This is a genomic window from Arthrobacter agilis (genome assembly GCF_030816075.1).
In the GTDB taxonomy this organism is placed as follows: domain Bacteria; phylum Actinomycetota; class Actinomycetes; order Actinomycetales; family Micrococcaceae; genus Arthrobacter_D; species Arthrobacter_D agilis_E.
The window spans coordinates 43363-69892 of record NZ_JAUSXO010000001.1 but is presented as its reverse complement, the minus strand read 5'-3'; the positions used below and the strand labels follow the sequence as shown (position 1 = coordinate 69892).

The following is a 26530-nucleotide window of genomic DNA, read 5'->3' as shown; positions in this document are numbered from 1 at the left end:
GGACGCCATGGGGGACGAACCGACGGCAGGAACCGGATCCGATGGCTGACGTTCCGGTCATCACCGTCACGGCCCTCTGCCTGCTCGATGAGCGGGGGTACCTCCTGCTGGTGCGGAAGCGCGGCACGAGCATGTTCATGCAGCCCGGCGGCAAGCCGGAGCAGGGCGAGACACCGGCGGAGACCGGTGTGCGGGAGCTGGCCGAGGAGCTGGGCCTAACCGTCCGGCCCGGCGATCTCACGCTCCTGGGCACCTGGCGGGGACCGGCGGCCAACGAGGCGGACACGCTCCTCGTCGCCACCGTCTTCCTGTGCCCCCTGACGGCCGGGCCGCTCCCCGCTGCGGAGATCGAGGAGATCGCGTGGCTGGACCTGGAGGACGCGGCCGGACGCCGGGACCTCGCTCCCCTGCTGACCGACTTCGTGATCCCCCACCTGCTGGCGCGGGGCCGCGGCCCTAGACGCCGCTGAGCGCCTCGGGCTCCTCGTCCACCGCCACGTTCTTCTGCACCGCGAACTGCGTGCGGTGCAGTTCCTCGTACCGGCCGCCGAGGGCCAGCAGCTCGTCGTGCGAGCCGCGTTCCACGATCTCGCCGTCCTCCACCACGAGGATCATGTCGGCGCTGCGGATGGTGGACAGCCGGTGGGCGATCACCATGGCCGTGCGCCCCTCGAGCGCCTCGCTCAGAGCAGCCTGCACGGCCGCCTCCGACGTCGAGTCGAGCGCCGCCGTCGCCTCGTCGAGGATGACGACGCGCGGGTGGGCGAGCAGCAGCCGCGCGATGGTCATGCGCTGGCGCTCACCGCCGGAGAGACGGTAGCCGCGCTCCCCGACCATCGTGTCCAGCTGGTCGGGCAGCGACCGGACGAGCGGTTCCAGCCGGGCCCGCCGGACGGCGTCCCACACCTCGTCCTCGGTGGCCTCCGGACGTGCGAGCCGGAGGTTCGCGAGGATCGTCTCGTGGAACAGGTGGCCGTCCTGCGTCACCATGCCGAGCGTCTGCCGCATCGACGCGAAGGTCACGTCCCGCACGTCGGTCCCCGAGAGCCGCACCGCACCGCTGTCGACGTCGTACAGGCGTGCCAGGAGCTGAGCGATGGTCGACTTCCCGGCGCCCGAGGTCCCCACGAGGGCGACGGTCTGTCCGGCCTCGATCCGGAAGGACACACCGTGCAGCACCTCCTCGCCGCCCCGCGTGTCCAGCGTGGAGACCTCCTCGAGGGACGCGAGCGAGACCTTGTCCGCGGACGGGTAGGCGAACCGGACGTCGTCGAACTCGACCGTCACGGGGCCGGCGGGCACGCTTCCGGCGTCGGGCTTCTCCTGGATGAGGGGCTGGAGGTCGAGCACCTCGAAGACGCGCTCGAAGCTGACGATGGCGCTCATGATCTCCACGCGCGCGTTCGCGAGGCTCGTCAGCGGCGCGTAGAGCCGTGTGAGCAGCAGGGCGAGCGTGACCACCTCGCCCGTGTCGAGCTGGCCCGCGAGCGCCAGGAACCCACCGAGTCCGTAGACGAGGGCCAGGGCCAGGGCCGAGACGAGCATCAGGGCCGTGAAGAACACGAACTGCAGCATCGCCGTCCGCACCCCGATGTCCCGCACGCGCGCTGCGCGGACGCGGAACTCCTCGGCCTCCTCGTCGGGCCGGCCGAAGAGCTTCACCAGCGTGGCGCCGGGGGCGGAGAAGCGCTCGGTCATCTGCGTGCTCATGGCGGAGTTGTGGTCCGCCGCCTCGCGGCGCAGGGCGGCCAGGCGGCTGCCCATGCGCCGGGCGGGCACCAGGAAGATCGGCAGCATGACCACGGCGAGCACCGTGACGAGCCACGAGGTGCTCAGCATGACCGCGAGCGTGAGGATCAGGGCCACGAGGTTCGTGACCACGCCGGAGAGCGTGCCGCTGAAGGCCTGCTGCGCGCCGATGACGTCGTTGTTCAGGCGGCTCACCAGGGCTCCCGTGCGGGTGCGCGTGAAGAAGGCGATCGGCATCTTCTGCACGTGGTTGAAGACGGCGGTCCGGAGGTCCAGGATCACGCCCTCCCCGATCCGCGCCGAGTACCAGCGCGTCACGAGGGACACCGCTGCGTCCGCGACCGCCACGAGTGCGATGACGACCGCCAGCCAGATGACCGTGCGGGTCTCGCCGCGGGCGACGATGACGTCCACCACCTGCCCGGCGAGCACCGGCGTCGCGACGGCGAGGAAAGCGCCCGCCACGGACAGCAGGATGAACAGCACGAGCTTCGACCGGTAGGGCACCGCGAACGTGAGGATCCGGCGGACCGACTCCCGGGAGAACCCGTGCTTCGCGTCCTTCGCCGTCGAGATCCTGTAGAGCGAGCTCCAGGCCGCGCCTTCCATGCTCATAGTGATTCCTTCCATGGATGCCAGTGCCACCGCGGGGCGGCCGGTGTCTGGACCCTCGACGCAATACTTCGGAACAATAAGTGGATGCTCCGGTGTTCACCTCAGTAGTGTTCAACTCCGGGCCCGGCCTGGGCGGAGGTACGTAGGGTTCAAGCCGTCTGCGGCTCCTTCTATTTCCCCACCTGCCGTGTCCGCCTCCACGAAACCGAAGGAAGCCCCCCATGAAGTATCGCCTGTCCGTCCTCGGAACCGCCGCAGCCCTCACCCTTGCACTCGCCGGCTGCTCGTCGTCGGCCCCCTCCGGTGAGGCCGGTTCCTCGGAATCCGCGGCGGCGTCGTCGCTGCAGGAGATCCAGGACTCCGGCGTCCTCACCGTGGGGACCGAGGGCACCTACCAGCCCTTCAGCTTCCACGAGGGCGGCAGCGGCGAACTCACCGGGTACGACGTCGAGGTCATCACCGCCGTCGCGGAGAAGATGGGCGTGAAGGCCGAGTTCGAGGAGACGCAGTGGGATGCGATCTTCGCGGGCCTCGAGGCAGGCCGGTTCGACGTGATCGCCAACCAGGTCTCCATCAACGACGAGCGCAAGGCCACCTACGACTTCTCCGAGCCCTACACCGTCAGTTCGGGCGTGATCGTCACGACGGCGGACAACACCGACATCACCTCCTTCGAGGACCTGTCGGGCAAGACGACGGCGCAGTCCCTCACCAGCAACTGGTACGAGCTCGCCACGGAGAGCGGCGCGAACGTCGAGCCCGTCGAGGGCTGGGCGCAGTCCGTCACCCTCCTCGAGCAGGGCCGTGTGGACGCGACCATCAACGACGAACTGACGTACCTCGACTACCAGAAGAACAACAACAACGAGGGCATCAAGATCGCGGCCACCACCGACGAGTCCTCCCAGAGTGCCGTCGCGGTCCGCAAGGGCAGCACGGAACTCGTGGAGGCCATCGACACGGCCCTCGACGAGCTGCGCGCGGACGGCACGCTCGCCGAGATCTCCGAGAAGTACTTCGGCACCGACGTCAGCGAGTGATGCCGTCCATGACGGGCGGGAGGGCCTGACCGATGGACTGGGAACTGCTGCGCACCTCCTTCTGGCCCATGCTCTCCGGCGGACTGACGGGGACCATCCCGGTGTCCGTCATCTCCTTCGTGCTCGGCCTGGCGCTGGCGCTCGTGGTCGCACTGATGCGGATCAGCGGCAAGGCGGTGCTCTCGGGGATCGCCCGCTTCTACGTGTCGGTGATCCGAGGCACCCCCCTGCTCGTGCAGCTGTTCGTGATCTTCTACGGGCTGCCGTCCATCGGGCTGACCATCGACCCGTGGCCGAGCGCCATCATCGCGTTCTCGCTCAACGTGGCGGGCTACGCGGCGGAGATCCTGCGGGCCGCCATCCTGTCCGTCCCGAAGGGCCAGTGGGAGGCCGGCCATACCATCGGCATGTCCCGGGCCCTCACCCTGCGCCGGGTGATCCTGCCGCAGGCGGCCCGGGTCTCGGTGCCGCCGCTGTCCAACACGTTCATCAGCCTCGTCAAGGACACGTCCCTGGCGTCGCTGATCCTCGTGACGGAGCTGTTCCGCGAGGCACAGCAGATCGCCGCGTTCTCGCAGCAGTTCATGCTGCTCTACGTCGAGGCGGCGTTCATCTACTGGGTGTTCTGCCTCGTCCTGTCCAGCGGCCAGTCCGCACTCGAGAAGAGGTTGGACCGCTATGTCGCCCGCTGAGCCCCTCCTGACCGTGACCGGCCTGCAGAAGTCCTTCGGGGACACCCAGGTGCTGAAGTCGATCGACCTGCGGATCGACAGCGGGCAGGTGGTGGCGCTCGTGGGCCCGTCCGGCTCCGGCAAGACCACCGTGCTGCGCTGCCTCAACGGCCTCGAGACGCCCGACGGCGGGACCGTCGCGTTCAGCGGCGGACCGAGCGTCGACTTCGGCGGGAAGGTCACGAAGAAGCAGGCACTGCCCCTGCGCGACCGCAGCGCCATGGTCTTCCAGAACTACAACCTCTTCCCGCACATGACGGTGCTCGAGAACATCATCGAGGGGCCCGTCCGGGTGCAGAAACGCCCCCGGAAGGACGCCGTCGCGGACGCCGAACGGCTTCTCGGGCGGGTGGGGCTCGCCGCGAAGCGGGACGACTACCCGTTCAATCTCTCCGGCGGACAGCAGCAGCGCGTCGGGATCGTCCGTGCGCTGGCCCTGCAGCCGGACCTGCTGCTCTTCGACGAGCCGACGTCGGCCCTCGACCCCGAACTCGTCGGGGAGGTGCTCACCGTCATCAAGGAACTCGCCGAGGAGAAGTGGACCATGGTGATCGTGACCCACGAGCTGGCCTTTGCCCGGGAGGTCGCCGACGAGGTCGTCTTCATGGACGGGGGCGTCGTCGTGGAGCACGGCCACCCGGACCAGGTGCTGCGCAACCCGCGCAACGAGCGCACGCGGCGGTTCGTCCAGCGCCTGCTCAACCCGTTCTAGGGTCTGCTGCGCGGGGCTCAGGCCGCGATGCGGTCCGGGTGCGAGTAGCAGTTCAGCGTCGTCCCGCGGCTGAAGCCCACGAGCGTGAGTCCGGCGTCGTCGGCGAGGTCCGCGGCGAGCGACGACGGCGCGCTGACGGCGGCAAGCACGGGGATCCCCGCGAGCTGGGCCTTCTGCACGAGCTCGAAGGACGCCCTGCCCGAGACCTGCAGGATGGTCCCGCGCAGGGGCAGCATCCCTTCGCGGAGCGCCCAGCCCACCACCTTGTCGACGGCGTTGTGGCGCCCCACGTCCTCCCTGAGGCACAGCAGCTCACCCTCGGCGGTGAAGAGACCCGCGGCGTGGACGCCTCCCGTGCGGTCGAACAGCTTCTGGCTCGCCCGCAGGCGGTCGGGCAGGGAGGCGAGGACCGTGAGGTCCACGGGAGCGGAGTCCTCGTGCAGGTCGAACCGCGAGGACTTCCGCACCGCGTCGATCGACGCGGTGCCGCAGATGCCGCAGGAGCTCGAGGTGTACACGTGGCGTTCCATCGCGGTGTCCGGGAGTTCGACACCCGGCCGGAGCTGGGCCTCGACCACGTTGAAGGTCTGCCGGCCGTTCTCGTCCACGCCCGCGCAGTACCGCAGGCTGGGCAGCTGGCCGGGCTCCCACACGACGCCCTCCGAGACGAGGAAACCGGCCACGAGGTCGAAGTCGTCCCCCGGGGTGCGCATGGTGACGGTGAAGGCGCTGCCGCCGAGGCGGATCTCCAGCGGCTCCTCGCCCGCGAGCACGTCCTCGCGGCGGCCCGTCTGCGCCCCGACGCGGAACTTGGTGATGCGCCGTCGCTGGGTGACCCGGTTCATGCTGCGCTCCTTGCGTCGATCCTAGAACGAGATTAGTCGACGCCGGGCGGCCGACCGGGCCGTTGACGACGCCGCCAGGAGGTGGACAGCGGTCTCAGCCGGCGGGGGTGGCCCACGGCAGGGCCAGTGCCGGGACGTCGTCGCCCGCAGCGCACCCTCCGGACGGGACCACCAGGACACCGTCAGCGGCAGCGAGACCGCGCAGCATCCCGGAGCGCTGGTGGGTGCTCGGGACGGCGCGGCCGGCCTCGGCGCGGTAGGGCACGAGGCGGCTCCGGCCGGGCAGGGGCTCGAAGGCCTGGGCGGTCACCACCGTCCGGGGCTCGTCCAGTGCCGACCCGCGCAGCCCGGCGAGCAGCGGCGCGGCCACCGTGAGCATGGCCATCATCGCCGCCAGCGGGTTGCCGGGCAGCCCGACGAGGAAGCGGCCGTCGGGCAGGCGGGCCAGCAGCGTCGGGTGGCCGGGCCGCATCGCGATCCCGTCGATGATCATCTCCGCACCCAGCTCCGTGAGCGCACGGCGGATGTGGTCCGCGGAGGAGCTGCCCGTCCCGCCGGTCGTGATCAGCACGTCACCGGATGCGCGCGCCAGCGAGAACTCGTCGGTCGGTTCCGCGCTGATGGCCGCCACCACGTCGTCGAGATCGTCCTTGGCGCGGCCGGCCACGTCGACGTGGCCGCCGAGCATCGCCACGAACCCGGGTAGCTGGGGGCCGAACGTGTCCCGTACCTGGCCGGGGTGCGGCAGGCCGTACTCGATCACCTCGTCGCCGGTCATGAGCAGGGACACCCGCGGGGCCCGGAGGACCGCCAGGGTGTCATGCCCGCAGACGGCGGCCAGGGCGATCTGCGCCGGGTTCAGGACGACGCCGGCCGGGATGGCCTCGGAGCCCTCCTCGGCCTCCTCCCCTGCGGGCCGTACGTGCTCGTGGAGCGAGGGCTCGTCGGGCCGAGCGGACGCGTTGCGCTCCAGCGTGTCACCGCGGATGGCGCCGTGTTCGGTCCGGAGGATGCCGACGGCGTTCTGGGGCACCACTCCTCCCGTGAGGATGAAGGTCGCCTCGCCGGGTGCGAGTGACACCTCGCCGGAGTCGGCGTGCGGTGACGGCCTGCCCCGTGGGTGTTCCTCGGGCTGCGTATGGCTCACCAGCTTCCAGGGCGGCTCCCCGTTGACCGCCCAGCCGTCCATCGCCGACGACGCGTAGTGCGGGATGGCCTGCAGCGCATGCACCGGTTCGGCGAGAGTCTGCCCGAGCGCGTCGGCCAGGGTGACGGTCTGGAACGGCAGGGGCCGTCCCGCGGTGTGTGCGAGCGTGCGGGCGGTGGCCCAGTCGACGTCGCGTGCCGTGGCGACCTCGCTCATTCGGAGCCTCCGTCCGCCGCGGCCTCCGCGCAGAGCGCGTCGGCCACCGCCGTCGCCGAGCGCATGGCCACCTGTTCGTCCGCCTGCCCGCTGCCGACGGCGAGGCCGGCCGCATATCCGACGACGAACGTGGTCAGGGGTGCCGCCGGCCGGACCACACCGTGGGCCGCCCGCCCCGCGAGCCCGAGGACCGCGTCGATGTCGACCTCCGTCCCGTCGATCTCGAAGGCGGCGAGCAGCTTCTCGGTCCAGTCGTGCAGCAGTTTCTGGCGGTCGTCCATGGGCCCTCCGGATGGTGTCAGGGGACGTCGACGCCCAGCTCTCGTGCGTCATTCCAGGTGTCGACGTCGTGCGTCGTGCCCGGCGGAACCGGGACGGGTCTGGTGCTCACACTAGCAAGGAGGCTTCGCATCGAGAGGTTGTCGGCGGATCCGCGACCGAGGACGGCGTCGATCGCGATGGCGAGGTCGTCGCTGCGGTAGAGCGCCGCCAGAGGCTGGTCGCGGCCGTCGTCGACCGCCACCAGGGACGTCGCGTCCCCCGCAGCGGCCTCGGCGAGGAGGATCCCGAGGAGCTCTCCGACGCGGGGCATGTCGCACGCGACGACGGCGCACCACGGCGCCCTGGGCTGCGGCGATGCCCGGAAACCGGCGACGACGGCGGCCGCGGGACCGGCGAAGACGGGGTCCTCGCGCACGAAGGACGGCCGCCCGGCCACCGCGTCCGGACCGTCGGGCGCGGGTCCCACGACGGTGAGGTGCCCGGCCCGGGAGAGCGCGGTACACGTGCGCTGCAGCAGCGTCTCGCCGTCGAGCACCAGACCGGCCTTCGGAACACCGCCGAGCCGGGAGGACCGGCCGCCCGCCAGGACGATGGCGTCGAACGATGGAGGGTCCGGAGTCACGCGGCGTTCTCCGTGAGGAACTCGCTCCACTGCGGTGCGGGCTTCTCGAGTTCGCGGATCTGCCACTGCGGTCCGCGCGGCGGGAGGGGCACGACCCGCAGCTTCCAGCCCAGGCTACTGAGCGTCTTGTCCCCCTTCGCGTTGTTGCACTTCAGGCAGCACGCCACGAGGTTCTCCCAGGTGTCCGCCCCGCCCCGCGACCGTGGCTGGATGTGGTCGATGGTCGAGGCGGTCCTGCCGCAGTAGGCGCACAGGTGGTTGTCTCGGCGCAGGACCCCGCGCCGGGTGGCTGCGATGTCGTGCCGGTACGGGATCTTCACGTACCTATGGAGGAGGATCACCGACGGGCGGCCCAGTACCTCCGTGGGACCGACGACCGGGTCGTCGTCCTCAGCGACGACGCTGGCCTTCCCCGTGAGCACAAGCACCAGTAGCCCGGCGGAAGGTGACCACCGCCAGTGGTTCATACCCTGCATTCAGAACGAGAGTACGCATGAACAAAGCCTCGATGCTGACCTGTTCCCGCAACCGGTTGCCATCCCGGGGTTCGGGAGAAGTGCTTCGGATTGACACTGCAAGGGTAAGCAAAACACACGCAGGCGGCCAATCGGCAGCATTCCGCGGACCTGTGGTGCGGTGCCGGATCTGCTACCCGGTTAAGAGCGGAAGGACCGGCACGAGTGCCGGTCCTTCCGTCAGGTCGATCGTCGTGGATCAGCCGCCCACGCGGATGTACACGCCGCCCGAGCCGAGCTCGGCGGGAGCGATCACCGTGGAGTTGCCGTTGAATCCGCCGTGGACGGCCTGGCCGCCACCGATGTACACCGCGATGTGGGCCATGCCCATGCCGCCGTCGGCGTAGTAGATGAGGTCACCGGGAACGGCTTCGCCCGCGCTGACCGTGCGGCCCAGGGAGAGGTAGCCTGCCGGCCAGCCGTGGAAGTTGATGCCTGCGGCAGCGAGCGAGTTGCTGACCAGTCGGGTGCAGTCCTGCGTGACGCCGAGCTGGCCCTTGGCTGCCGCGGCGATCGTCGCGGCGACACCGGACGAGGCGGGAGCAACGGGAGCTGCCGGGGCCGGGGCCGGGGCCACGGGCGCTGTGGCTGCGGCCGGGGCTGCAGCAGGCGCGGGAGCCTGCGCCACCACGGCGACGGCGGCCTGGACCGCAGGTGCCTGGGCGGCGACGGGAGCCGGGGCTACCGGTGCTTCCACGACGGGAGCCGGGGCGGCCGGCGCTTCCACGACGGGTGCCTGGGGTACGACGACGGGCTTCGCGTTGACCTTGACCGGGGTCCGGTTGAAGGAGACCAGCGACCCGGCCGGTGCGACGACCTCCGCGCGGGAGGAGGCCAGGGAGACGCTGGACGCTGCCACGTCCCGCTGCGGCTGCAGGTCCGCAGCGTTGGCGGCGACACCGCTGGACAGGACGAGGCCCGAAGCGGCGACGATGACGGCGGCCTGGCGGCCCATCCCGGTCGCGTTGGAAGTGACTGCTTTGGCGAGATCGGAGAAGGTGGCGGCGTTCCGCGCTTCTCCTCGGTGGCGTGCGGGCATGACGGATGAAGGCATGGGGGAGATACTCCGGGGTGTGTTTCTAGCGGACGCGGACGAAGCTGGCGCCGGGCAGGTCGGACAGGGAGTGGAGGCCGGTGTTCATACCGTTCAGCCCACCGCTGATGACCTGACCGTTGCCGACGTAGATGGCCACGTGGCCACCGGTGATCACGAGGTCACCGGGAGCAGGGCTGCCGACGACGTCGCCGAACTGGAAGAACTGGCCGGGAGCGAGGTCACCGACGGACTTGCCGACCGAGCGCAGTGCCTTCTCGACCATGGCCGTGCAGTCCTGGGCCACGCCGAGCTGGCTGTAGGCCGAGCCGACCAGACCGGCAGCAACGCCGGAGGACGGGGCGGCGGGAGCGGGCTGCGGAGCCACGGGGGCCGGTGCGACGGCGGCGGGCGCTGCAGCCGGCACAACGGCGGCCGGCGCTGCGACTGCAGGCACCGCAACCGGAGCGGGAGCGGGCTGGGCGGCGACGGGGGCCGGCGCCTCGACCACGGGGGCCGGCGTCTCGGCGGCGGGTGCCGGTGCCTCCACGACGGGAGCAGGTGCCTCCACGACGGGCTCGGGGGCTGCGGTGACCTCGACGGCGACGCGGTCGAAGGAGACCGTGGCGGTGGCGGGGACGGTGACCTCTGCCGAGACGACCCGGCTCACGGTCAGCGCTGCGGAGGACTGGACCTCGCGCTCGGCGGGGGTGGCGCCGTGGGCCGGCAGGCCGGCGGTCAGCACGAGCCCGGTGGCGGCGACGATGACGGCTGCCTGGCGGCCGACCGATCCGGCATTGGAGGTGACTGCTGTCGACAGGTTGGTCAGCGCGCTGACGTTCCGGGCCGCACGATGGCGGCCCAGTGAAGAGCTATTGGACACGTTGGATTGCCTCTCCCAACGCCTGCGAGGTGAGCTGTCGGATTCGGATGGGAGTCACCCGGCCACTGCGTGAAGCAGCGACTTAACCCCAAGGATTTCGGTTACGAAACCCAGAAATTGGTTCCCCCGCCTCTGCCATGCGATGGTGCGGACGGACCTCGAGCAATGGCAGAGCTAGGCGATTTGCAAGAGGGTGCCGGATCTAGAGCGAATTTGGCACGAGATGAAAGCTACCGCAGAAAGGCCCGTTTGTCACGTTACGGTCACGGAATGGTGTGTTCTTGGTGACGACGGCTTTCCGGAGGGTCATGCGGGGGCCTCCGTGGGGGCGTCGCGGGGCCGTTGCGAATGTGCTTCCGGGTATCCGTCCAAGCGGCGTGACGGGCGCCGCCCAGCGCCGTCGGGACCCGCCTGCCTGCCCGTCGAAGGTCCCCGTGCGGGCGCCGTTGCCGGACTCGGGACCCGAGCGCTGCGCGCCGTCAGGGAGCGCCTGGCGAGACTGCCGTCAGGCTGCGACGGAGACGAACACGTGCGAGGCCACCTCGGGCGGCAGTTCGAGCGCACCCTCGACGCCGGGCACCCGGACGGAGACGTAGTCACCCACGGATTCCAGGTTGAGCTGCGCGCCCGGGCGTAGGCCGCCCTCGTCGAGTTGGGTGAGGAGTTCCGGGTCGACCTGGATCGGTTCGGCGAGGCGCACCAGCGTGACCGGATTCCCGGGCGAGTAGGTGCCCATGGCCGAGAGCAGGGTGACCACGCCGTCGGTGAAGAGTTCGGACTCCACCCCACCGATGGCCTCGAGGCCGGGGATGGGGTTGCCGTACGGCGATTCGGAGGGCTTGCCGAGGAGCTCGTAGAGCCGCCGCTCCACGCGTTCGCTCATCACGTGCTCCCAGCGGCATGCTTCGTCGTGGACGTACGCCCAGTCGAGGCCGATGACGTCGCTGAGCAGACGTTCCGCGAGACGGTGCTTCCGCATGACACCGGTGGCCCTGTGGCGGCCGAGTTCGGTGAGTTCGAGGTGCCGATCCCCGGAGACGACGACGAGGCCGTCGCGTTCCATGCGGCCGATGGTCTGGGAGACGGTGGGTCCGGAGTGGCGGAGGCGCTCGGCGATCCGGGCGCGGAGCGCGACGATGTTCTCTTCCTCGAGTTCAAGGATGGTCCGCAGGTACATCTCGGTGGTGTCGATGAGGTCCGTCATGCGGTTCAGCTCCTTGGTGCGGTGCGGGTGCGCGGCTGGGGTGCCTCACGCCGGTGAGGCAAGCCAAAGCCAGCACGGACTGCTCCGCCCCACGCTCCCCAAGGTTAACCCATGGCGCAACTGGCCCGGCAATCGGGCGGGCGGGTACAGGGCGGCCCCGGGAGTCTCGGGTGCGCCGTTCACAAATGGAGGGCCGGGGACCGCTGGGGCAGAATGAAGGCCGTACCTGCCGCCCTACAGCTGGAGCACCGCATGAGTGACACGCCCCGCATCCCCGACCACCTTCTGCCCTCGGACGGCCGTTTCGGCGCCGGGCCGTCGAAGGTCCGGAGCGGTCAGATCGACGCGCTCGTCTCGGCGGGACGGTCACTGCTCGGAACCTCCCACCGGCAGGCTCCCGTACGGGACCTCGTGGGCCGGGTGCGGACGGGCCTGAGCACGTTCTTCGGTGCGCCCGACGGGTACGAGGTCGTCCTCGGCGTCGGCGGTTCGACCGCCTTCTGGGACGTCGCCACCTTCGGGCTCGTCGAGCGGAAGGCACAGCACCTGTCCTTCGGCGAGTTCGGGTCCAAGTTCGCCAATGCGACCACCAGGGCGCCCTTCCTCGACGAGTCCAGCGTCATCACCTCCGCGCCCGGGACGCGCCCGGATCCCGTCGCGGAAGCCGGTGTCGACACCTACGCCTGGCCGCAGAACGAGACCTCCACCGGCGTCGCGGCTCCCGTACGCCGGATCGAGGGAGCCGACGCCGATTCGCTCGTGATCGTCGATGCGACGTCCGCGGCCGGCGGCCTCGACGTCGACGTGTCGCAGGCCGATGTCTACTACTTCGCACCGCAGAAGAACTTCGCGTCCGACGGCGGCCTGTGGCTGGGCCTCTTCTCCCCCGCCGCGCTGGACCGTGCCGCGCGCATCGATGCCGGCGACCGCTGGATCCCGGATTTCCTGAACCTGCAGACCGCGATCGACAATTCCCGCCTCAACCAGACCTACAACACGCCGTCGCTGTCCACGCTCGTCACACTCGACGCACAGGTGCAGTGGCTCAACGAGCAGGGCGGCCTGCCCTTCGCTACCGCGCGCACGGCGGATTCGGCAGGGCGCCTGTACCGCTGGGCCGAGGCGTCCGCTGTCGCGACCCCCTACGTCGTCCGGCCGGAGGACCGCTCCAACGTGATCGTGACGGTGGACTTCGACGACGCCGTGGATGCTGCGCGCGTCGCCGCGATCCTCCGAGCCAACGGGATCGTCGACGTCGAGCCCTACCGCAAGCTCGGCCGCAACCAGCTCCGCATCGCCACCTTCGTGGCGATCGAGCCGGACGACGTCTCGGCCCTGATCGCCTGCATCGACCACGTCGTCGAGAACCTGCTCTAGGGGCCGGCGTCCACAGGCCCCCGCTGTGTGGACAACATCGGGTGACTGGTCCTCCACATTCACGTCCTGCCCTGCGGAATAGAACATGTGTTCCATAAAATAGAGCCATGGCCATCGCACCGACAGAACCGCTGACGCGGGCAGGAAGCTCGTTGGATGCGGCGCGCACCGCCCTTGCCGACTGTGCGAGTACCTTCGGCCGCCGGCACCATGTCCTGTCCAGGACCGAGGCCCTCGACCTCGTCGTCGAGGTCGAGAACGTGTCCAGGATCGTCGATCACCTGCAGATCCTCGTCGCCCGCGTTGCGGAGGACCATCATCTCGACGCGGACGAACGACCGGACGCCGGCCTCGTGTCCGTGCCGGTTCGGCCTCGGATATCGACGACCGTCCCCGGCCCGGAGCAGACATCGTCTCCCGCGCGGGCGGGGAGCGGCGACGGGTTCAGGGACTGCGCGGAGTTCCTGCGGGCCGTGCTGGGCATCGGTCGCGCGGAGGCGCGACGGCGGCTGACCCTGGCTGCGGTCGTACTCCCCGGCCTGTCGGCAACGGGAGCGACCGTGCCTGCGCCGCTCGGGGTTCTGGGCGATGCGTCCAGGGCCTGCCTGATCAGTGGTCGCGCGGCCACCGTCATCGCGCAGGCCATCCAGCGGGTGCACTCCTTCGCCACACCGGATCAGCTCGCCTCCATGGAGCACCACCTCACGCGCCAGGGCATCGAGTCCGACGAGGACGTCCTGCGGGTGCTGGCCCGCCGCTGGGAATCAGTGCTCGATCAGGACGGACAGGAGCCCACGGAGAAGATCCTGCGGGCCCGGCAGGGCGTGTTCCTCAAGGGCCGTCGCCATGGCCTGCACGTCCTCGAGATCGGTGCGACCGATGAGCAGTTCGAGCACCTCGCCACCGTGATGAATTCGGCAGGAAATCCTCGCGGAGCCCAGCAGCAGCCGGCCTCTGCGGCGAGTGCCACAGGAGAAGTCCACGGGGTGGCACCTGCGGTTGCCACCGGGGCACCCCGGAGCGCGGCCAATGCCACGGGCAGTCTCTGGAGCGACGGTCTCGGGAGCAACGGTATCGGGAGCGACGGTATCGGGAATCCGTCGAACAGCCCGGCCGCTGGTCACGGTGGTCCTCCGACGGTCACAGCCGGTGCCGGCGCCGCCCCCACGAGGGCACAGAACCTGCTGGAAGGCCTTGTGGCTGCGTGCAGGATCGCCCTGTCCGGTCCCGGTCTTCCGGCATCTGGTGGACACCGCCCACAGGTCATGGTGACGATCTCCTACCAGGATCTCGTGGGCAAGGCCGAGCGGGCCGGCTCCGCCGTATTCTCGGAACAGGTCAGTGCCCGGACCATCCGGAAACTCGCCTGCGATGCCGACCTCATCCCGATGGTCCTGGGAGGAAGCGGTCAGGTGCTGGATCTCGGACGGGCCCAGCGGCTCTTCCCTCCCCACCTCCGCCGTGCCCTGGTAGCACGCGACAAGGGCTGCGCCTTCCCCGACTGCTCGATCCCGGCCAGCTGGTGCGAAGCCCATCATCTGACGCCCTGGTCCCGTGGCGGATCCACCAGCATCGACAACGGCGTCCTGCTGTGCTCGCACCACCACCACACCGTTCACCAGGGAACCTGGGACGTCCACTCACGGGCAGGCATCCCGTGGTTCACTCCACTCACCCGCACAGGACGCACGGGCGGACCTCGGCGAAACCTGTTCTGGCAGGCAGGGCAGGTCATCGATGCGGACGTCGGGCATCAACGGATCCCGCCCGCCCCGACCTAGCCGGACTAGCCGAACCGGCAGGGCCTTGTGGGCACCCTCGATGCAGGATCATCGGCCGGGCATGACGTGCGGCGGGCACCAGCAACCCTAGGGCGTGCCGTCGCCCGCCCCGGCCTCATGATCGAGCCGAAGGCGCCGGGGCGCCGACCGGTCGTAGCGCAGCCGCACCTCGTGATAGCGCCAGGCCCAGAAGATCCCGGCCGCGGCCGCGATGAGTCCCGAGGCCGCAGCGACACCCAGGCTCCACCGTGGACCGAAGACGTCGGAGACCCAGCCCACCACCGGTGCGCCCAACGGCGTCCCCCCGAGGAAGATGGCGAAGTACAGGGCCATGACGCGACCACGCATGGCCGGATCGGTGGTGGTCTGCACGTAGGCGTTGGCGCTCGTCATCAGCGTCAATGCGAACAGCCCGACAGGTACGAGCGCCAGCCCGAACAACCAGAGGGTCGGCGCCAGGGCTGCGAGGATGCAGGCGATGCCGAACGCGGCCGATGCACCGAAGACGAAACGCAGGCGCGGACGGTCCCTCCGCGCCGACAGCAGGGCTCCCGCCACGGACCCGATGGCCATGACCGAGGACAGCACACCGAAGACCCCGGCGTCCTGCCCGAACTCCGTGCGGGCCATGGAGGCGATGAAGACCGCGAAGTTCAGGCCGAAGGTACCCACGATGAAGATCGCGAGCAGCACCATCATGAGGTCCGGCCGATGCCGCACATAGCGGAACCCCGCACGGATCCGGCCCTTGCCCGCCGCCTGCCGGGGCTGCTTGTTCAGCTCGGAGCTACGCATCACGAGCAGTACGTAGACCATCGCACCGAACGTGAGGGCGTTGATCATGAACACCCAGCCGGGCCCCACCCCGGCCGTCAGCAGGCCGGCGACCGCAGGGCCGATCAGTCGGGCACCGTTGAAGGAGGCACTGTTGAGGGCCACGGCGTTGGGGAGGTACTCGTCGCGCACGAGCTCGGACACGAAGGCCTGCCGTGCGGGCGCATCGAACGCCGAGACGATACCGAGCGCCAGGGCGAAGGCATAGACGTGCCACAGGACGGCGACGTCGAGGATGACCATCAGACCGAGACCGACGCCGAGGAGCGCCATGCCCACCTGCGTGACGGCGAGCAGCCGACGCCGGTCGACCGTGTCCGCGATCAGGCCGGCCCACGGCGCGATGACGAGCTGCGGCCCCAGCTGCAGCGCCATGACGATACCGAGGGCCGACGCGTTCTGCGGCGTGAGGATGTCGTAGACCAGCCAGTCCTGAGCGGTCCGCTGCATCCAGGTGCCGATGTTGGAGATCAGGGCTCCGACGAACCAGAGCCTGTAGTTGTGGATGCCCAGCGATCGGAAGGTGCTCATGCGCGTCCCGTCCCGCTCCGGTTCCACAGGGCGGTCACCGGGTGTGGGTGTCTTCCGCGGCGTCGTCGGTGGACCCCTGATCGTCGGAGCCGACGGCAGGAGCCGCCTCTCCGTCCTGTGCCCCGGCGACGGCGGACGGTGCCGGCTCGTCCGCCTGGGAGTCCTCGGGGCGCACCCGCTCGGACCACGGCAGCCACTCGGGCGCGATGAGCGACGCTTCCGAGGGCAGTAGTCCGACCTCGCAGATCGTCACGTCCTTGCTGCGCGCCACACGGGCCACACTGGCGTACCAGTGCCACCCTCCGTATCCGGGGACGAACGCCTCGAACCGGTGCGTGACGAGGCGCTCGCCCTCGACGACGGCGGACACGTGGCGTCCGACCTGCGCCTCGGGGGCGACCTCGAGGATGCCGAGGCGCGCGCGGTCCACCGCGGCTTCGAGCACGACGTCGGACTTGGGGATGCGACGTGACGCCCGGGGCTTCCGTGGCGTCCCGGTGGAAGCGGACACGTCGGCTTCGTGCGGCGGCATCACGGCGTCGGTGGGCGCAGGAGCGTCGGCGGTCTCCAGGTTGCTCGGGGTCATGACCGAAGCCTACGCGTCGAGGTCGTCTGCGACGGCCCTCAGCACGGCCGCGACCTTCGAGGCGTGCGCCTTCTCGGGGTAGCGCCCCTTGCGGAGGCCGTTGGACACCCCGTCGAGGAGCTTGATGAGATCCTCGGTGATGACGGCCATGTCGTCTGCGCTCTTGCGGGTGGCCTTGACCACCGAGGGCGCCTGCTCGAGGATGCGTGCGGACAGGGCCTGGGGGCCGCGACGCCCGTCGGCCACGCCGAACTCGAGCTTCGTGCCGACCTTCACCTCGCTCACGCCGGCGGGCAGCGCCGAGGCGTGCAGGAACACTTCCTTGCCGTCGTCGGTGGACAGGAATCCGAAGCCCTTGTCCGCGTCGAACCACTTCACTTTGCCGATGGGCACGTCGTCTACCTCTTCTTAGCTGTACCGGGCGGCGAGCGCCTGCGGTCCGGGCCCCGGCCCGCGAGTACTACCCGATGCCCGGGCGCACTGCCGCTCGGCGCAACCGGGGAAGTCTGTACCCCCTAGGATATAGCGTTTTCCGCGGCCACCGTCGCCGTGGTTCTTGTAGTCTGGGACGGCTATGATCCCCGATGAACCGACTCCGGCCCCCTCCCCCGACTCCCCCCGCAACGCTGTCGACGACTTCCCGGACAGGACGTCCCGTGGCCGGTCGGTGATCCTGGTCCTCGCAGTCATCTTCGCGGCGGTCGGGCTTCTCTCGCTCGCCGCGATCCTCGCCACCGCGTTCCTCCAGGGGACGGTGTGGCCGGGGTTCGTGCTCGCCACCTACTTCTGCCTGCCGATCGCCTTCCTCCTGATGGCCTCGCTCCTCATCTGGTCAGCCGTCTCCCGCCGCCGATCCTGAGCCGGCCCGGCAACGCCAGGACGACGTCGGGCTCCCGGTCACCCCCGCCCGTGTCGGAGGCGGCAGGTACCCTTGAATGAATGTCCGCCATCCGAGCATTGGCCGAAGACCTGGCCCGCAGGAGCGACGACGACCTGCGCGGCCTGCTCGCAGTCCGGCCCGATCTCATCCTTCCCCCGGTGCCCGACTTCGCCGCGCTCGCGGCACGGGCGTCCACCCGCGTCAGCCTGCAGCGCGCCCTCGAGAACGTCCCTCGCCCGTACCTCCAGGTCCTCGAGGCGATCGTCGTCCTCAGCGACGACGACGGCGCCGCCGTCTCGCAGGCACGGCTGATCAGCGCCTTCACGGATGTGGACCCCGTGGCCCTCGACGCCGTCCTCACCGACCTCGTGGCGCGCGCCCTGATCGTGGGGTCCGCGATGGGGGGCTTCCTGCCCGTGGGCGCACTGCCCGACGCCGTCGGCCCCTACCCCGCCGGACTCGGCAGGCCCTTCCGCACGCTCGCCAGGTCCATCCCGCGCTTCGGTCCCGCGCTGATCCAGGCCGTGCCGCTGCTGGACCCCGATGCCGTCGACGGCGCGATGACGAGCGCCTCCGCCGCGCAGGCCCTCGCCCTCCTCACGGCGGACCCGGCCAGGTGGGACCGCGTCCTGTCCGACGCCCCGGAGCCCGCCGTGACGCTCCTGTCCCGGTTACGGGACGCTCCGGTCGGCTCGACGGCGGCCGCGGGCGACACGGACACGCCGCCTGCGGTGCGCTGGCTGCAGGACCGGTGCCTGCTCGCGCCGCTGGATGCCCTGCACGTGGAACTGCCACGGAACGTCGGGATGGCGCTGCGCGGGCATGCCGTCTTCCCGTCGCTCGACGTGGTGCCGCCCACCGCCACCGGGCGCACCACCCGTGCGAGCCTGCGCGACAATGCGGCGTTCGGTGCCATCGCTGAGACCCTCCGGCTCATGACCGCCCTCCTCGGTTCCGTGTCCTCCACGCCCGTCGCCACCCTGCGCTCCGGGGGCGTCGGGGTGCGGGAGCTCCGGCGGGTGCGAGAGGCGCTGCGCAGCGATGACGGCACGGCGGCGTGGCTGCTCGAACTCGCCGCCGCCGTCGGGCTCCTGACCCTCGATCCCGACGACTCGCGCTGGAAGACCTCCCGGCTCGACGCCTGGGAGGCCCTGGACCGGGACGCCCAGTGGCTCCTCCTCGTGGAAGGGTGGCTGGCCGTGGACCGGGCGCCGGCACTCGTCGGGTCCCGGCTCCCGGAGGGCACCGCCATCAACGCACTCGCCGCGGAGGCCTCCCGGCCAGATGCCCCCATGGTGCGCCAACGGCTCCTCGCCGTGGCCGTCGAACTCGCCGACGCCGCTTCGGGTACGGACGCGGCCCATCCGGCACCGGTCCCCGTCCTCGACGAGCAGTCCGTCATCGGCCTGGCCTCCTGGCACCAGCCGCGCCTGCACCGGCGGTTCGCCCGCCTGCTGCCCGGCATGCTCGCCGAAGCCGCCTCCCTCGGGTTGACCGGCGGCGGCGCCCTCACCGATGCCGGACGGCTGGTCGCCGAGGACCGCTTCGAGGACGCCGCACTCGCCGTCCGCGAGGCCCTGCCGGAGCCTGTCTCCCAGGTGGTGCTGCAGGCCGATCTCACCGCCGTCGCACCCGGATACCTGCAGCCGGAGATCGCCCGCGGACTGCTGCGCATGGCCACGCCCGAGGGGCAGGGCCCGGCCACCACCTACCGCTTCTCCGCCGACTCGATCCGTGCGGCACTCGACGCCGGCGAGGACGCGCCGTCGATCCTCGCCTTCCTGCGCTCCTCCTCGGCCACCGAGGTACCGCAGGCCCTGGCCTACCTCGTGGAGGACACCGCATCGCGGTACGGCAGGCTCCTCGTGGGCCGCGCCGGCAGCTACCTGCGCACGGAGGACGACGCCGTCACCGCTGCCGTGCTGGCGGACCCCCGGGCCGCGGTGCTCGGCATCGTCCAGCTGGCACCGACCGTCCTGGTCTCGCCGGCCTCGGCGCCCGAGCTGACGGCGCTCCTGCGGGACCTCGGGTTCTCGCCGGCCTCGGACGCCGTCGGTACCGTCGGTCCGCCGCCCGGGCAGAGCGAGCCCTCCCCGCCCGCCCGCGTGCCGGCGGACCAGCTGAGGTCGCGGCTCAACCCCTGGTCCGTGGCCGAGGACGAGATCGCCGCACAGCTCACGGCCCTGCGCTCGGCGAAGCCCGGTCCGGCGGACCCTGGGAGCGGATCCGACAGTGGGACGCTCCTCGGGCTGGAGACGCTGCGGGCCGCGATCCGGTCCCGCAGTCGTATCCGCCTCGGCACCGCGGACAGCGAGGGGAATCACGTCCGCCAGGTCCTTGTTCCACTCTCGGTATCGGGGGGCCGCCTGCGCGTGGTGGACCCCGAGACGCAGGTGGAGAAAGTCGTGTCCGTGCATCGCGTTATGGACGTGGAAATCCTCGAAGGGAGCACCGCAGATGGCTGACGGGCCGCTGATCGTCCAGAGTGACAAGACCATCCTGCTCGAGGTGGACCACGAGCAGGCCACCGAGGCACGGCATGCGATCGCAGCCTTCGCGGAGCTCGAACGTGCCCCGGAACATGTGCACAGCTACCGCCTCACCCCGCTGGGTCTCTGGAACGCGCGTGCCGCCGGGCTCGACGCCGAACGCGTCCTCGACACGCTCCTGAAGTACTCACGCTTCCCGGTGCCGCACGCCCTGCTGATCGACATCGAGGACACCATGTCCCGGTACGGTCGCCTCCGTCTCGAAAAGGATCCGCAGCACGGCCTCGTGCTGCGGACCACCGACTACCCGGTCCTCGAGGAAGTCCTGCACGCCAAGAAGATCCAGCCGCTGCTCGGCCCGAGGATCGACGGCGAGACCGTCGTCGTCCACTCCTCCCAGCGCGGCCAGCTCAAGCAGCTGCTGCTCAAGCTCGGCTGGCCCGCCGAGGACCTCGCGGGCTACGTGGACGGGACCCCCCATCCCATCGTGCTCGACGAGACCGGCTGGTCCCTCCGCCCCTATCAGCAGCTCGCCGTCGAGAACTTCTGGTCGGGCGGTTCCGGCGTCGTCGTCCTGCCCTGTGGTGCGGGGAAGACGCTCGTGGGAGCCGCCGCGATGGCCACGAGCCAGACCACCACGCTGATCCTCGTCACGAACACCGTGTCCGCCCGGCAGTGGAAGGACGAGCTGCTCAAGCGCACCTCGCTCACGGAGGAGGAGATCGGGGAGTACTCCGGAGCCGTGAAGCAGGTGCGGCCGGTGACCATCGCGACGTACCAGGTCCTCACCACCAAGCGGGGTGGACTGTATCCGCACCTGGAACTGCTCGACGCGAACGATTGGGGCCTGATCGTGTACGACGAGGTCCATCTCCTCCCCGCCCCCATCTTCAAGATGACCGCCGACCTCCAGGCGCGGCGCAGACTCGGGCTCACGGCCACCCTCGTGCGCGAGGACGGCCGCGAGGGCGAGGTGTTCTCGCTGATCGGCCCGAAGCGGTACGACGCCCCGTGGAAGGACATCGAGGCGCAGGGCTACATCGCCCCGGCCGACTGCGTGGAGGTACGGGTGGACCTGCCGCGCGACGAGCGGGTCGCGTACGCCATGGCCGAGGACGCGGACAAGTACCGTTTGTGCTCGACCTCAGACGCGAAGTCGGACGTCGTGGAGAAGCTCGTCGCGGCACACAAGGGCGAACAGCTCCTCGTGATCGGCCAGTACATCGACCAGCTCGACGACCTCGCGGCTCGGCTTGATGCACCCCTGATCAAGGGTGAGACGACGGTCAAAGAGCGGCAGCGGCTCTTCGACGCCTTCCGGGCGGGCGAGGTCACGGTGCTGGTGGTGTCCAAGGTCGCGAACTTCTCGATCGACCTGCCGGAGGCATCGGTGGCCATCCAGGTCTCGGGCTCGTTCGGATCGCGGCAGGAGGAGGCCCAGCGCCTCGGCCGCCTGCTGCGTCCCAAGGCCGACGGCCGGGCCGCCCGCTTCTACACCGTCGTGGCACGGGACACGCTGGATCAGGACTTCGCGGCGAAGCGCCAGCGCTTCCTCGCCGAACAGGGCTACGCGTACCGCATCCTCGACGCCGCCTCGATCGGGGACGTGCCGCTCGGGGACACCCCGGCCGGCGATGCTCCTACGGGTGATGCGCCCACCGGGGACAAGGAGCCCAGAGACTAAGGAGCTATCCCACAGGGATGGTCCAGCCAATTCACAGACAACGTGCGGATACTGGTGGGGTGAAGAAAACAGCCCCCGAAGCGAAACTGCTGGTCGTCGACGACGAACCGAATATCCGCGAGCTCCTCTCCACCTCGCTCAGGTTCGCCGGTTTCGACGTCGTCGCCGCCGCCAACGGTCGCGATGCCCTCGCCGCTGCCGAGACGCACAACCCCGATCTCGCCGTGCTCGACGTCATGCTCCCCGACATGGACGGCTTCACCGTCACACGTCGCCTGAGGGCTGCCGGCAGGCACTTCCCGGTGGTCTTCCTGACCGCCCGGGACGACACCGACGACAAGGTCACAGGACTGACGGTCGGTGGCGACGACTATGTCACCAAACCGTTCAGCCTCGACGAGGTCGTGGCCCGCATCCGGGCCGTCCTGCGCCGCACGCATCCCCTCGAGGACGACGACGCCGTGATCCGCGTCGACGACCTGGAACTCGACGACGACGCGCACGAGGTGAGGCGCGGCGGGGAGACGATCGACCTCTCCCCCACCGAGTTCAAGCTCCTGCGGTACCTCATGATGAACCCGAACCGCGTGCTCTCGAAGGCCCAGATCCTCGACCATGTCTGGGAGTACGACTTCAACGGCGACGCGTCCATCGTGGAGTCCTACATCTCCTACCTCCGCCGCAAGATCGATCGGAACCCCGACGCCGTCGCCCTGATCCAGACCAAGCGCGGAGTGGGATACCTGCTTCGCACCGCCGACAAGCGGTAGCGCAGCCCCTTGATCAAGCGCTGGACCGCGGCGTCGCTCCGCTCGCAGCTCGTTGCGATCATCATGCTCCTGATGATCGTCACGGTGGGTATCACCGGCCTCGCGACGGTGTCCCTCCTGCGCGACGGACTGATCGACCGCGTGGACGCCGATCTCCAGAGCAACGCCCGGGCCGTCGCGGCCGAGATCTACACCGCCGAACCGCAGGCGGACGGCGCCGTGCTGCGGTACTACGCCGCCGTGCTGGACGGGAACGGCAACAAGCTGGTGGCGAACCAGTCCGATGATGCCGAGGACATCCCGGACCTCGGCGGCATCACCCAGGAACGCATCATCGACCTCGATGGCAGCGGCTTCGACGTGGCCAGCACGGACGCGGACAGTGAGGGCTGGCGGGTGCGGATCTTCAGGTTCGCCAACACCGAGGGCTATCTCGCGATCGGTTCCCGCCTCAACACCGTCAACGAATCGTTGCAGGAGGCCACCGAGATCATCTTCACCTCGGGCCTGATCACCACGGTGCTGGCCTCACTCATCGCGTTCGTCGCCGTCACCCGGCAGTTCGCCCCCCTCGCACGGGTGGAACGCACCGCAGCGGCCATCGCCGCCGGCGATCTCTCCCGTCGTGTCGCCGTCGAACGCCCCTCCACGGAGATCGGGCGTCTCTCGCGGTCCCTCAACGCGATGCTCGCGCACATCGAACGGGCGTTCGCCGCCCGGACGACGTCGGAGACCAAGATGCGTCGCTTCGTCGCGGACGCCTCCCACGAACTGCGCACACCGCTCGTCACCATCCGCGGCTACTCCGAGCTCTACCGGCACGGTGCCCTGCAGAAGGAGGAGGACGTCGCGGCTGCGATGGGGGGCGGATCGAGAGCGAGGCCGTGCGCATGGGCCAGCTGGTCGAGGACCTCCTGACCCTCGCGAGGATCGACGAGCAGCGCCCCCTCGACATGAAGCCGGTGGACCTCATGGTGCTCGGCCACGACGCCGCCTTCGACGCACGGGCCACGGCACCGGACCGGACCATCACCGTGATCGGGCTCGACGGCGGTCACCCGCGCTCCGCACCGACCCGGGGCGATGAGGCCCGCCTGCGCCAGGTGGTCGCGAACCTGATGACCAATGCGCTCCGCTATACCCCGGAGGGCTCGCCGATCGAGCTCGCGGTCGGCGTCGCACCCGTACTGCACGGTCACAGCGATGCCATCCTCGAGGTCCGCGACCACGGCCCCGGGATCTCCGAGGACGACGCCGCGAAGGTCTTCGAGCGCTTCTACCGTGCCGACACCTCACGGCACCGCGAGACGGGCGGCACGGGGCTCGGCCTCGCGATCGTGGCCGCGCTGGTCGCCCAGCACGACGGCTCCGTGCGGCTGGAGGAGACTCCGGGCGGCGGCGCCACGCTGTCGATACGGCTGCCGCACGTGCCGGCCGAGGACCAGGCCGACGACGTCGACCACGCCGATGAGGCTGAGGCTGAGGACGATCAGGAGCACGCCTACTCGAACGGCATCTCCCCTCCACAGGCACCCTCGACGAAGCCCGTTGTCCACAAGCAGCGCGAGGGCCGCTGAGGGTCCCCTGCCGTGCCCTAGCGTCGGACGAGTCCAGCACGCGTGAGCACAGAGGAGCACAGCAATGGCATTCTTCAACGTAGACACCGACAGCCTGGCCGCGAAGAGCAGCCAGGTGCAGGCCACCATCACGAGGCTGCGCGCGGAGGTCGACTCGATGCAGGCCGGGCTGCGTGAACTCGAAGGACTCTGGACCGGCCAGGCCGCGAACAATTTCCAGCAGCTGATCCTGCAGTGGCGGGCGACCCAGCAGCAGGTCGAGGAATCCCTGACCGGCATCAACGAAGCCCTCACCATCGCCACCCAGCAGTACGCCGAGGCCGAGCTGAGCAATGCCCGCATGTTCATGAGCTGACCCGATCGCGCCGACGACAGCAGGCTCCACCCCGTCCGCGTATCGGGACGGAGGCGGCCGGAACGCCTGCGGTCCCCGTCCGGGCCGTGGACGCCGGAAGGGCGGCACTCCCCTTCGGGAGTGCCGCCCTTCTCGTACTCGGGTGGCGGGTGGCGCCGGGAGGGCTAGAAGCCGCCCATGCCGCCCATGCCGCCCATGTCGTCGCCACCGCCGGCAGGAGCTGCCTTCTCCGGCTTGTCGGCCACGACGGCCTCGGTGGTGAGGAACAGGCCTGCGATCGACGCCGCGTTCTGCAGTGCCGAGCGGGTCACCTTCACGGGGTCGTTGACGCCGGCGGCGAGGAGGTCCTCGTACTCGCCGGTGGCCGCGTTGAGGCCGTGGCCGGCGGGCAGGCCGCGGACCTTGTCGACGACGACGCCCGGCTCGAGGCCGGCGTTGAAGGCGATCTGCTTCAGCGGAGCATCGATGGCGACACGGACGATGTTCGCGCCCGTCGCCTCGTCGCCCGAGAGCTCGAGGTTGGCGAACGCCTTGGCGCCGGCCTGGATGAGGGCTACGCCACCACCGGCGACGATGCCTTCCTCGACGGCTGCCTTCGCGTTGCGGACGGCGTCCTCGATGCGGTGCTTGCGCTCCTTAAGCTCGACCTCCGTGGCTGCGCCGGCCTTGATGACTGCGACACCGCCGGCCAGCTTGGCCAGGCGCTCCTGCAGCTTCTCGCGGTCGTAGTCGGAATCGGAGTTCTCGATCTCGGCGCGGATCTGGGCCACGCGACCGGCGATGGCGTCGGCGTCGCCGGCTCCCTCGACGATGGTGGTCTCGTCCTTGGTCACGACGACCTTGCGCGCGGTGCCGAGCAGGTCGAGGGTAGCGGTCTCGAGCTTGAGGCCGACTTCCTCGGCGATGACCTGGCCACCGGTGAGGATGGCGATGTCGGCGAGCTGTGCCTTGCGGCGGTCACCGAAGCCCGGAGCCTTGACGGCGACGGACTTGAAGGTGCCGCGGATCTTGTTGACCACGAGGGTCGCGAGGGCTTCGCCCTCGACATCCTCGGCGATGATCAGCAGCGGCTTGCCGGACTGCATGACCTTCTCGAGAACGGCGACGAGATCCTTGACGTTGCTGATCTTCGAGTTGACGATCAGGATGTAGGGATCCTCGAGCACCGTCTCCTGGCGCTCGGCGTCGGTGACGAAGTAGCCCGAGATGTAGCCCTTGTCGAAGCGCATACCCTCGGTGAGTTCCAGTTCGAGGCCGAACGTGTTCGACTCCTCGACGGTGATGACGCCTTCCTTGCCCACCTTGTCGAGGGCTTCGGCGATCAGGTCACCGATCTGCGTGTCACCGGCGGAGATCGATGCCGTGGCAGCGATCTGCTCCTTGGTCTCGATCTCCTTGGCGGAGGCGAGCAGCTCGTCGGTGACGGCCTTGACAGCCTTCTCGATGCCGCGCTTCAGGCTCAGCGGGTCAGCTCCGGCAGCGACGTTGCGCAGGCCTTCCTTGACGAGGGCCTGGGCGAGCACGGTGGCGGTGGTGGTGCCGTCGCCTGCGACGTCGTCGGTCTTCTTGGCGACCTCCTTGACGAGCTCGGCACCAATCTTCTCGAACGGATCGTCGAGTTCGATCTCCTTGGCGATGGACACGCCATCGTTCGTGATGGTGGGGGCGCCCCACTTCTTCTCGAGCACGACGTTGCGACCACGGGGGCCGAGCGTCACCTTGACGGCATCAGCGAGGATGTTGAGCCCTCGCTCGAGGCCGCGGCGGGCCTCTTCATCAAAAGAAATGATCTTGGCCATAACGGCTTAGGTCCTTTCGGGACGGTTGCATCTGAAGCACTTGAATGCGCTGCCTGTGTGCGGTGCCCGCGACGGCCGGACGACGCCTGAACGATCTCTTTCACGTTCCGGGCGCCACCCCCACCACAGAGGTTTGCCTGCTTCACTCGCCACCCGCAGATTTAGCAGTCTGCGCGCGTGAGTGCCAACTCAATAATTAGCACTCTCACCACCTGAGTGCAACCTGCCCCGCCCCTGGACGGCGTGCTTGTGACGGTGTGGCGAACGGTTGCA

General features: G+C 69.9%; 25 protein-coding genes, 1 pseudogene and 1 riboswitch. Of the genes and pseudogenes, 13 read left to right on the top strand and 13 right to left on the bottom strand.

All coding sequences use genetic code 11. The features are described 5' to 3' along the window. Positions 1-41: 41 nt before the first annotated feature. Positions 42-470, top strand: coding sequence for an NUDIX hydrolase (locus tag QFZ50_RS00345; protein WP_307080754.1), 429 nt, complete (start codon positions 42-44; stop codon positions 468-470). Here QFZ50_RS00345 and QFZ50_RS00340 read toward each other — a convergent pair. Further along, positions 457-2364, bottom strand: coding sequence for an ABC transporter ATP-binding protein (locus QFZ50_RS00340; protein ID WP_307080751.1), 1908 nt, complete (start codon positions 2362-2364; stop codon positions 457-459). The two genes, QFZ50_RS00345 and QFZ50_RS00340, sit on opposite strands and share 14 nt — an antisense overlap. A 221-nt stretch (positions 2365-2585) precedes the next feature. On the opposite strand from QFZ50_RS00340, the gene QFZ50_RS00335 reads away from it, so the two are divergent. From QFZ50_RS00335 to QFZ50_RS00325, 3 genes are read left to right on the top strand one after another with little or no spacing between them, the layout of a single operon-like run. After that, the gene (locus QFZ50_RS00335; protein ID WP_307080749.1) at positions 2586-3404 is read left to right on the top strand and encodes an amino acid ABC transporter substrate-binding protein; all 819 of its coding nucleotides are present in this window, start codon (positions 2586-2588) and stop codon (positions 3402-3404) included. 32 nt (positions 3405-3436) lie between these two features. After that, positions 3437-4096, top strand: coding sequence for an amino acid ABC transporter permease (locus QFZ50_RS00330; protein ID WP_307080747.1), 660 nt, complete (start codon positions 3437-3439; stop codon positions 4094-4096). Further along, positions 4083-4847, top strand: a complete 765-nt coding sequence (locus tag QFZ50_RS00325) for an amino acid ABC transporter ATP-binding protein (RefSeq protein WP_307080745.1) — start codon at positions 4083-4085, stop codon at positions 4845-4847. Before QFZ50_RS00330 ends, QFZ50_RS00325 begins: the two co-directional genes overlap by 14 nt. Positions 4848-4864: 17 nt before the next feature. On the opposite strand, the gene fdhD is transcribed toward QFZ50_RS00325, so the two are convergent. From fdhD to QFZ50_RS00285, 8 genes and pseudogenes are all read right to left on the bottom strand, one after another. Beyond that, on the bottom strand, positions 4865-5692 hold the full coding sequence (gene fdhD / locus QFZ50_RS00320) for a formate dehydrogenase accessory sulfurtransferase FdhD (protein WP_307080743.1): 828 nt from the start codon (positions 5690-5692) through the stop codon (positions 4865-4867). Positions 5693-5786: 94 nt separating this feature from the next. After that, positions 5787-7055, bottom strand: a complete 1269-nt coding sequence (locus QFZ50_RS00315; protein WP_307080741.1) for a molybdopterin molybdotransferase MoeA — start codon at positions 7053-7055, stop codon at positions 5787-5789. After that, positions 7052-7336: a DUF6457 domain-containing protein gene (locus tag QFZ50_RS00310; RefSeq protein ID WP_307080739.1), complete on the bottom strand. Its 285-nt coding sequence runs from the start codon at positions 7334-7336 to the stop codon at positions 7052-7054. The genes QFZ50_RS00315 and QFZ50_RS00310 overlap by 4 nt, the downstream gene beginning before the upstream one ends. 17 nt (positions 7337-7353) lie before the next feature. Beyond that, positions 7354-7959, bottom strand: coding sequence for a molybdenum cofactor guanylyltransferase (gene mobA / locus QFZ50_RS00305; RefSeq protein ID WP_307080736.1), 606 nt, complete (start codon positions 7957-7959; stop codon positions 7354-7356). Beyond that, a pseudogene (locus QFZ50_RS00300) lies at positions 7956-8454 on the bottom strand (HNH endonuclease). The gene mobA and the pseudogene QFZ50_RS00300 overlap by 4 nt, the downstream one beginning before the upstream one ends. Before the next feature lie 219 nt (positions 8455-8673). After that, positions 8674-9528 (bottom strand): NlpC/P60 family protein, encoded by an 855-nt coding sequence (locus tag QFZ50_RS00295; protein WP_307080733.1) that lies wholly within the window; start codon positions 9526-9528, stop codon positions 8674-8676. Between the two features lie 25 nt (positions 9529-9553). Further along, positions 9554-10390 carry an NlpC/P60 family protein gene (locus QFZ50_RS00290; RefSeq protein WP_307080732.1) on the bottom strand — a complete coding sequence of 279 codons (837 nt, stop codon included), beginning with the start codon at positions 10388-10390 and terminating at the stop codon, positions 9554-9556. Between the two features lie 5 nt (positions 10391-10395). Further along, a riboswitch (cyclic di-AMP (ydaO/yuaA leader) is annotated at positions 10396-10581 on the bottom strand. Between the two features lie 314 nt (positions 10582-10895). After that, the gene (locus tag QFZ50_RS00285) at positions 10896-11594 is read right to left on the bottom strand and encodes a metal-dependent transcriptional regulator (RefSeq protein WP_307080729.1); all 699 of its coding nucleotides are present in this window, start codon (positions 11592-11594) and stop codon (positions 10896-10898) included. 252 nt (positions 11595-11846) lie between these two features. Here QFZ50_RS00285 and serC point away from each other — a divergent pair, with 252 nt between their 5' ends. Beyond that, a complete protein-coding gene (gene serC / locus QFZ50_RS00280; RefSeq protein ID WP_307080727.1) occupies positions 11847-12971 on the top strand; it encodes a phosphoserine transaminase in 1125 nt (374 codons plus the stop codon). A gap of 107 nt (positions 12972-13078) precedes the next feature. Next, positions 13079-14752: an HNH endonuclease signature motif containing protein gene (locus tag QFZ50_RS00275; RefSeq protein ID WP_307080725.1), complete on the top strand. Its 1674-nt coding sequence runs from the start codon at positions 13079-13081 to the stop codon at positions 14750-14752. Between the two features lie 87 nt (positions 14753-14839). On the opposite strand, the gene QFZ50_RS00270 is transcribed toward QFZ50_RS00275, so the two are convergent. The 3 genes from QFZ50_RS00270 to QFZ50_RS00260 are packed head-to-tail and all read right to left on the bottom strand — an operon-like array spanning position 14840 to position 17096. After that, positions 14840-16117 carry an MFS transporter gene (locus tag QFZ50_RS00270; protein ID WP_307080722.1) on the bottom strand — a complete coding sequence of 426 codons (1278 nt, stop codon included), beginning with the start codon at positions 16115-16117 and terminating at the stop codon, positions 14840-14842. 34 nt (positions 16118-16151) lie between these two features. After that, positions 16152-16703, bottom strand: coding sequence for a DUF3027 domain-containing protein (locus tag QFZ50_RS00265; protein WP_307080720.1), 552 nt, complete (start codon positions 16701-16703; stop codon positions 16152-16154). Positions 16704-16712: 9 nt separating this feature from the next. Continuing rightward, positions 16713-17096, bottom strand: coding sequence for a cold-shock protein (locus QFZ50_RS00260; RefSeq protein WP_104051854.1), 384 nt, complete (start codon positions 17094-17096; stop codon positions 16713-16715). A gap of 181 nt (positions 17097-17277) precedes the next feature. On the opposite strand from QFZ50_RS00260, the gene QFZ50_RS00255 reads away from it, so the two are divergent. The 7 genes from QFZ50_RS00255 (at position 17278) to QFZ50_RS00225 (ending at position 24458) form a co-directional block, all read left to right on the top strand. Beyond that, complete coding sequence (locus QFZ50_RS00255) at positions 17278-17562, top strand: hypothetical protein (protein ID WP_307080717.1); 285 nt, start codon at positions 17278-17280, stop codon at positions 17560-17562. Between the two features lie 80 nt (positions 17563-17642). Then, on the top strand, positions 17643-20048 hold the full coding sequence (locus QFZ50_RS00250) for a helicase-associated domain-containing protein (RefSeq protein ID WP_307080715.1): 2406 nt from the start codon (positions 17643-17645) through the stop codon (positions 20046-20048). After that, positions 20041-21756, top strand: a complete 1716-nt coding sequence (locus QFZ50_RS00245) for a DNA repair helicase XPB (protein ID WP_307080714.1) — start codon at positions 20041-20043, stop codon at positions 21754-21756. Before QFZ50_RS00250 ends, QFZ50_RS00245 begins: the two co-directional genes overlap by 8 nt. Before the next feature lie 59 nt (positions 21757-21815). Next, a complete protein-coding gene (locus QFZ50_RS00240; RefSeq protein ID WP_105031248.1) occupies positions 21816-22526 on the top strand; it encodes a response regulator transcription factor in 711 nt (236 codons plus the stop codon). A gap of 9 nt (positions 22527-22535) precedes the next feature. Beyond that, positions 22536-23444, top strand: coding sequence for a HAMP domain-containing protein (locus tag QFZ50_RS00235; RefSeq protein ID WP_307080712.1), 909 nt, complete (start codon positions 22536-22538; stop codon positions 23442-23444). Beyond that, a complete protein-coding gene (locus QFZ50_RS00230) occupies positions 23417-24103 on the top strand; it encodes a sensor histidine kinase (RefSeq protein WP_307080710.1) in 687 nt (228 codons plus the stop codon). Before QFZ50_RS00235 ends, QFZ50_RS00230 begins: the two co-directional genes overlap by 28 nt. Before the next feature lie 64 nt (positions 24104-24167). Next, positions 24168-24458 carry a WXG100 family type VII secretion target gene (locus QFZ50_RS00225; protein ID WP_307080707.1) on the top strand — a complete coding sequence of 97 codons (291 nt, stop codon included), beginning with the start codon at positions 24168-24170 and terminating at the stop codon, positions 24456-24458. Positions 24459-24622: 164 nt separating this feature from the next. On the opposite strand, the gene groL is transcribed toward QFZ50_RS00225, so the two are convergent. Then, positions 24623-26257 carry a chaperonin GroEL gene (gene groL / locus QFZ50_RS00220; RefSeq protein ID WP_307080705.1) on the bottom strand — a complete coding sequence of 545 codons (1635 nt, stop codon included), beginning with the start codon at positions 26255-26257 and terminating at the stop codon, positions 24623-24625. Between the last annotated feature and the right edge of the window lie 273 nt (positions 26258-26530).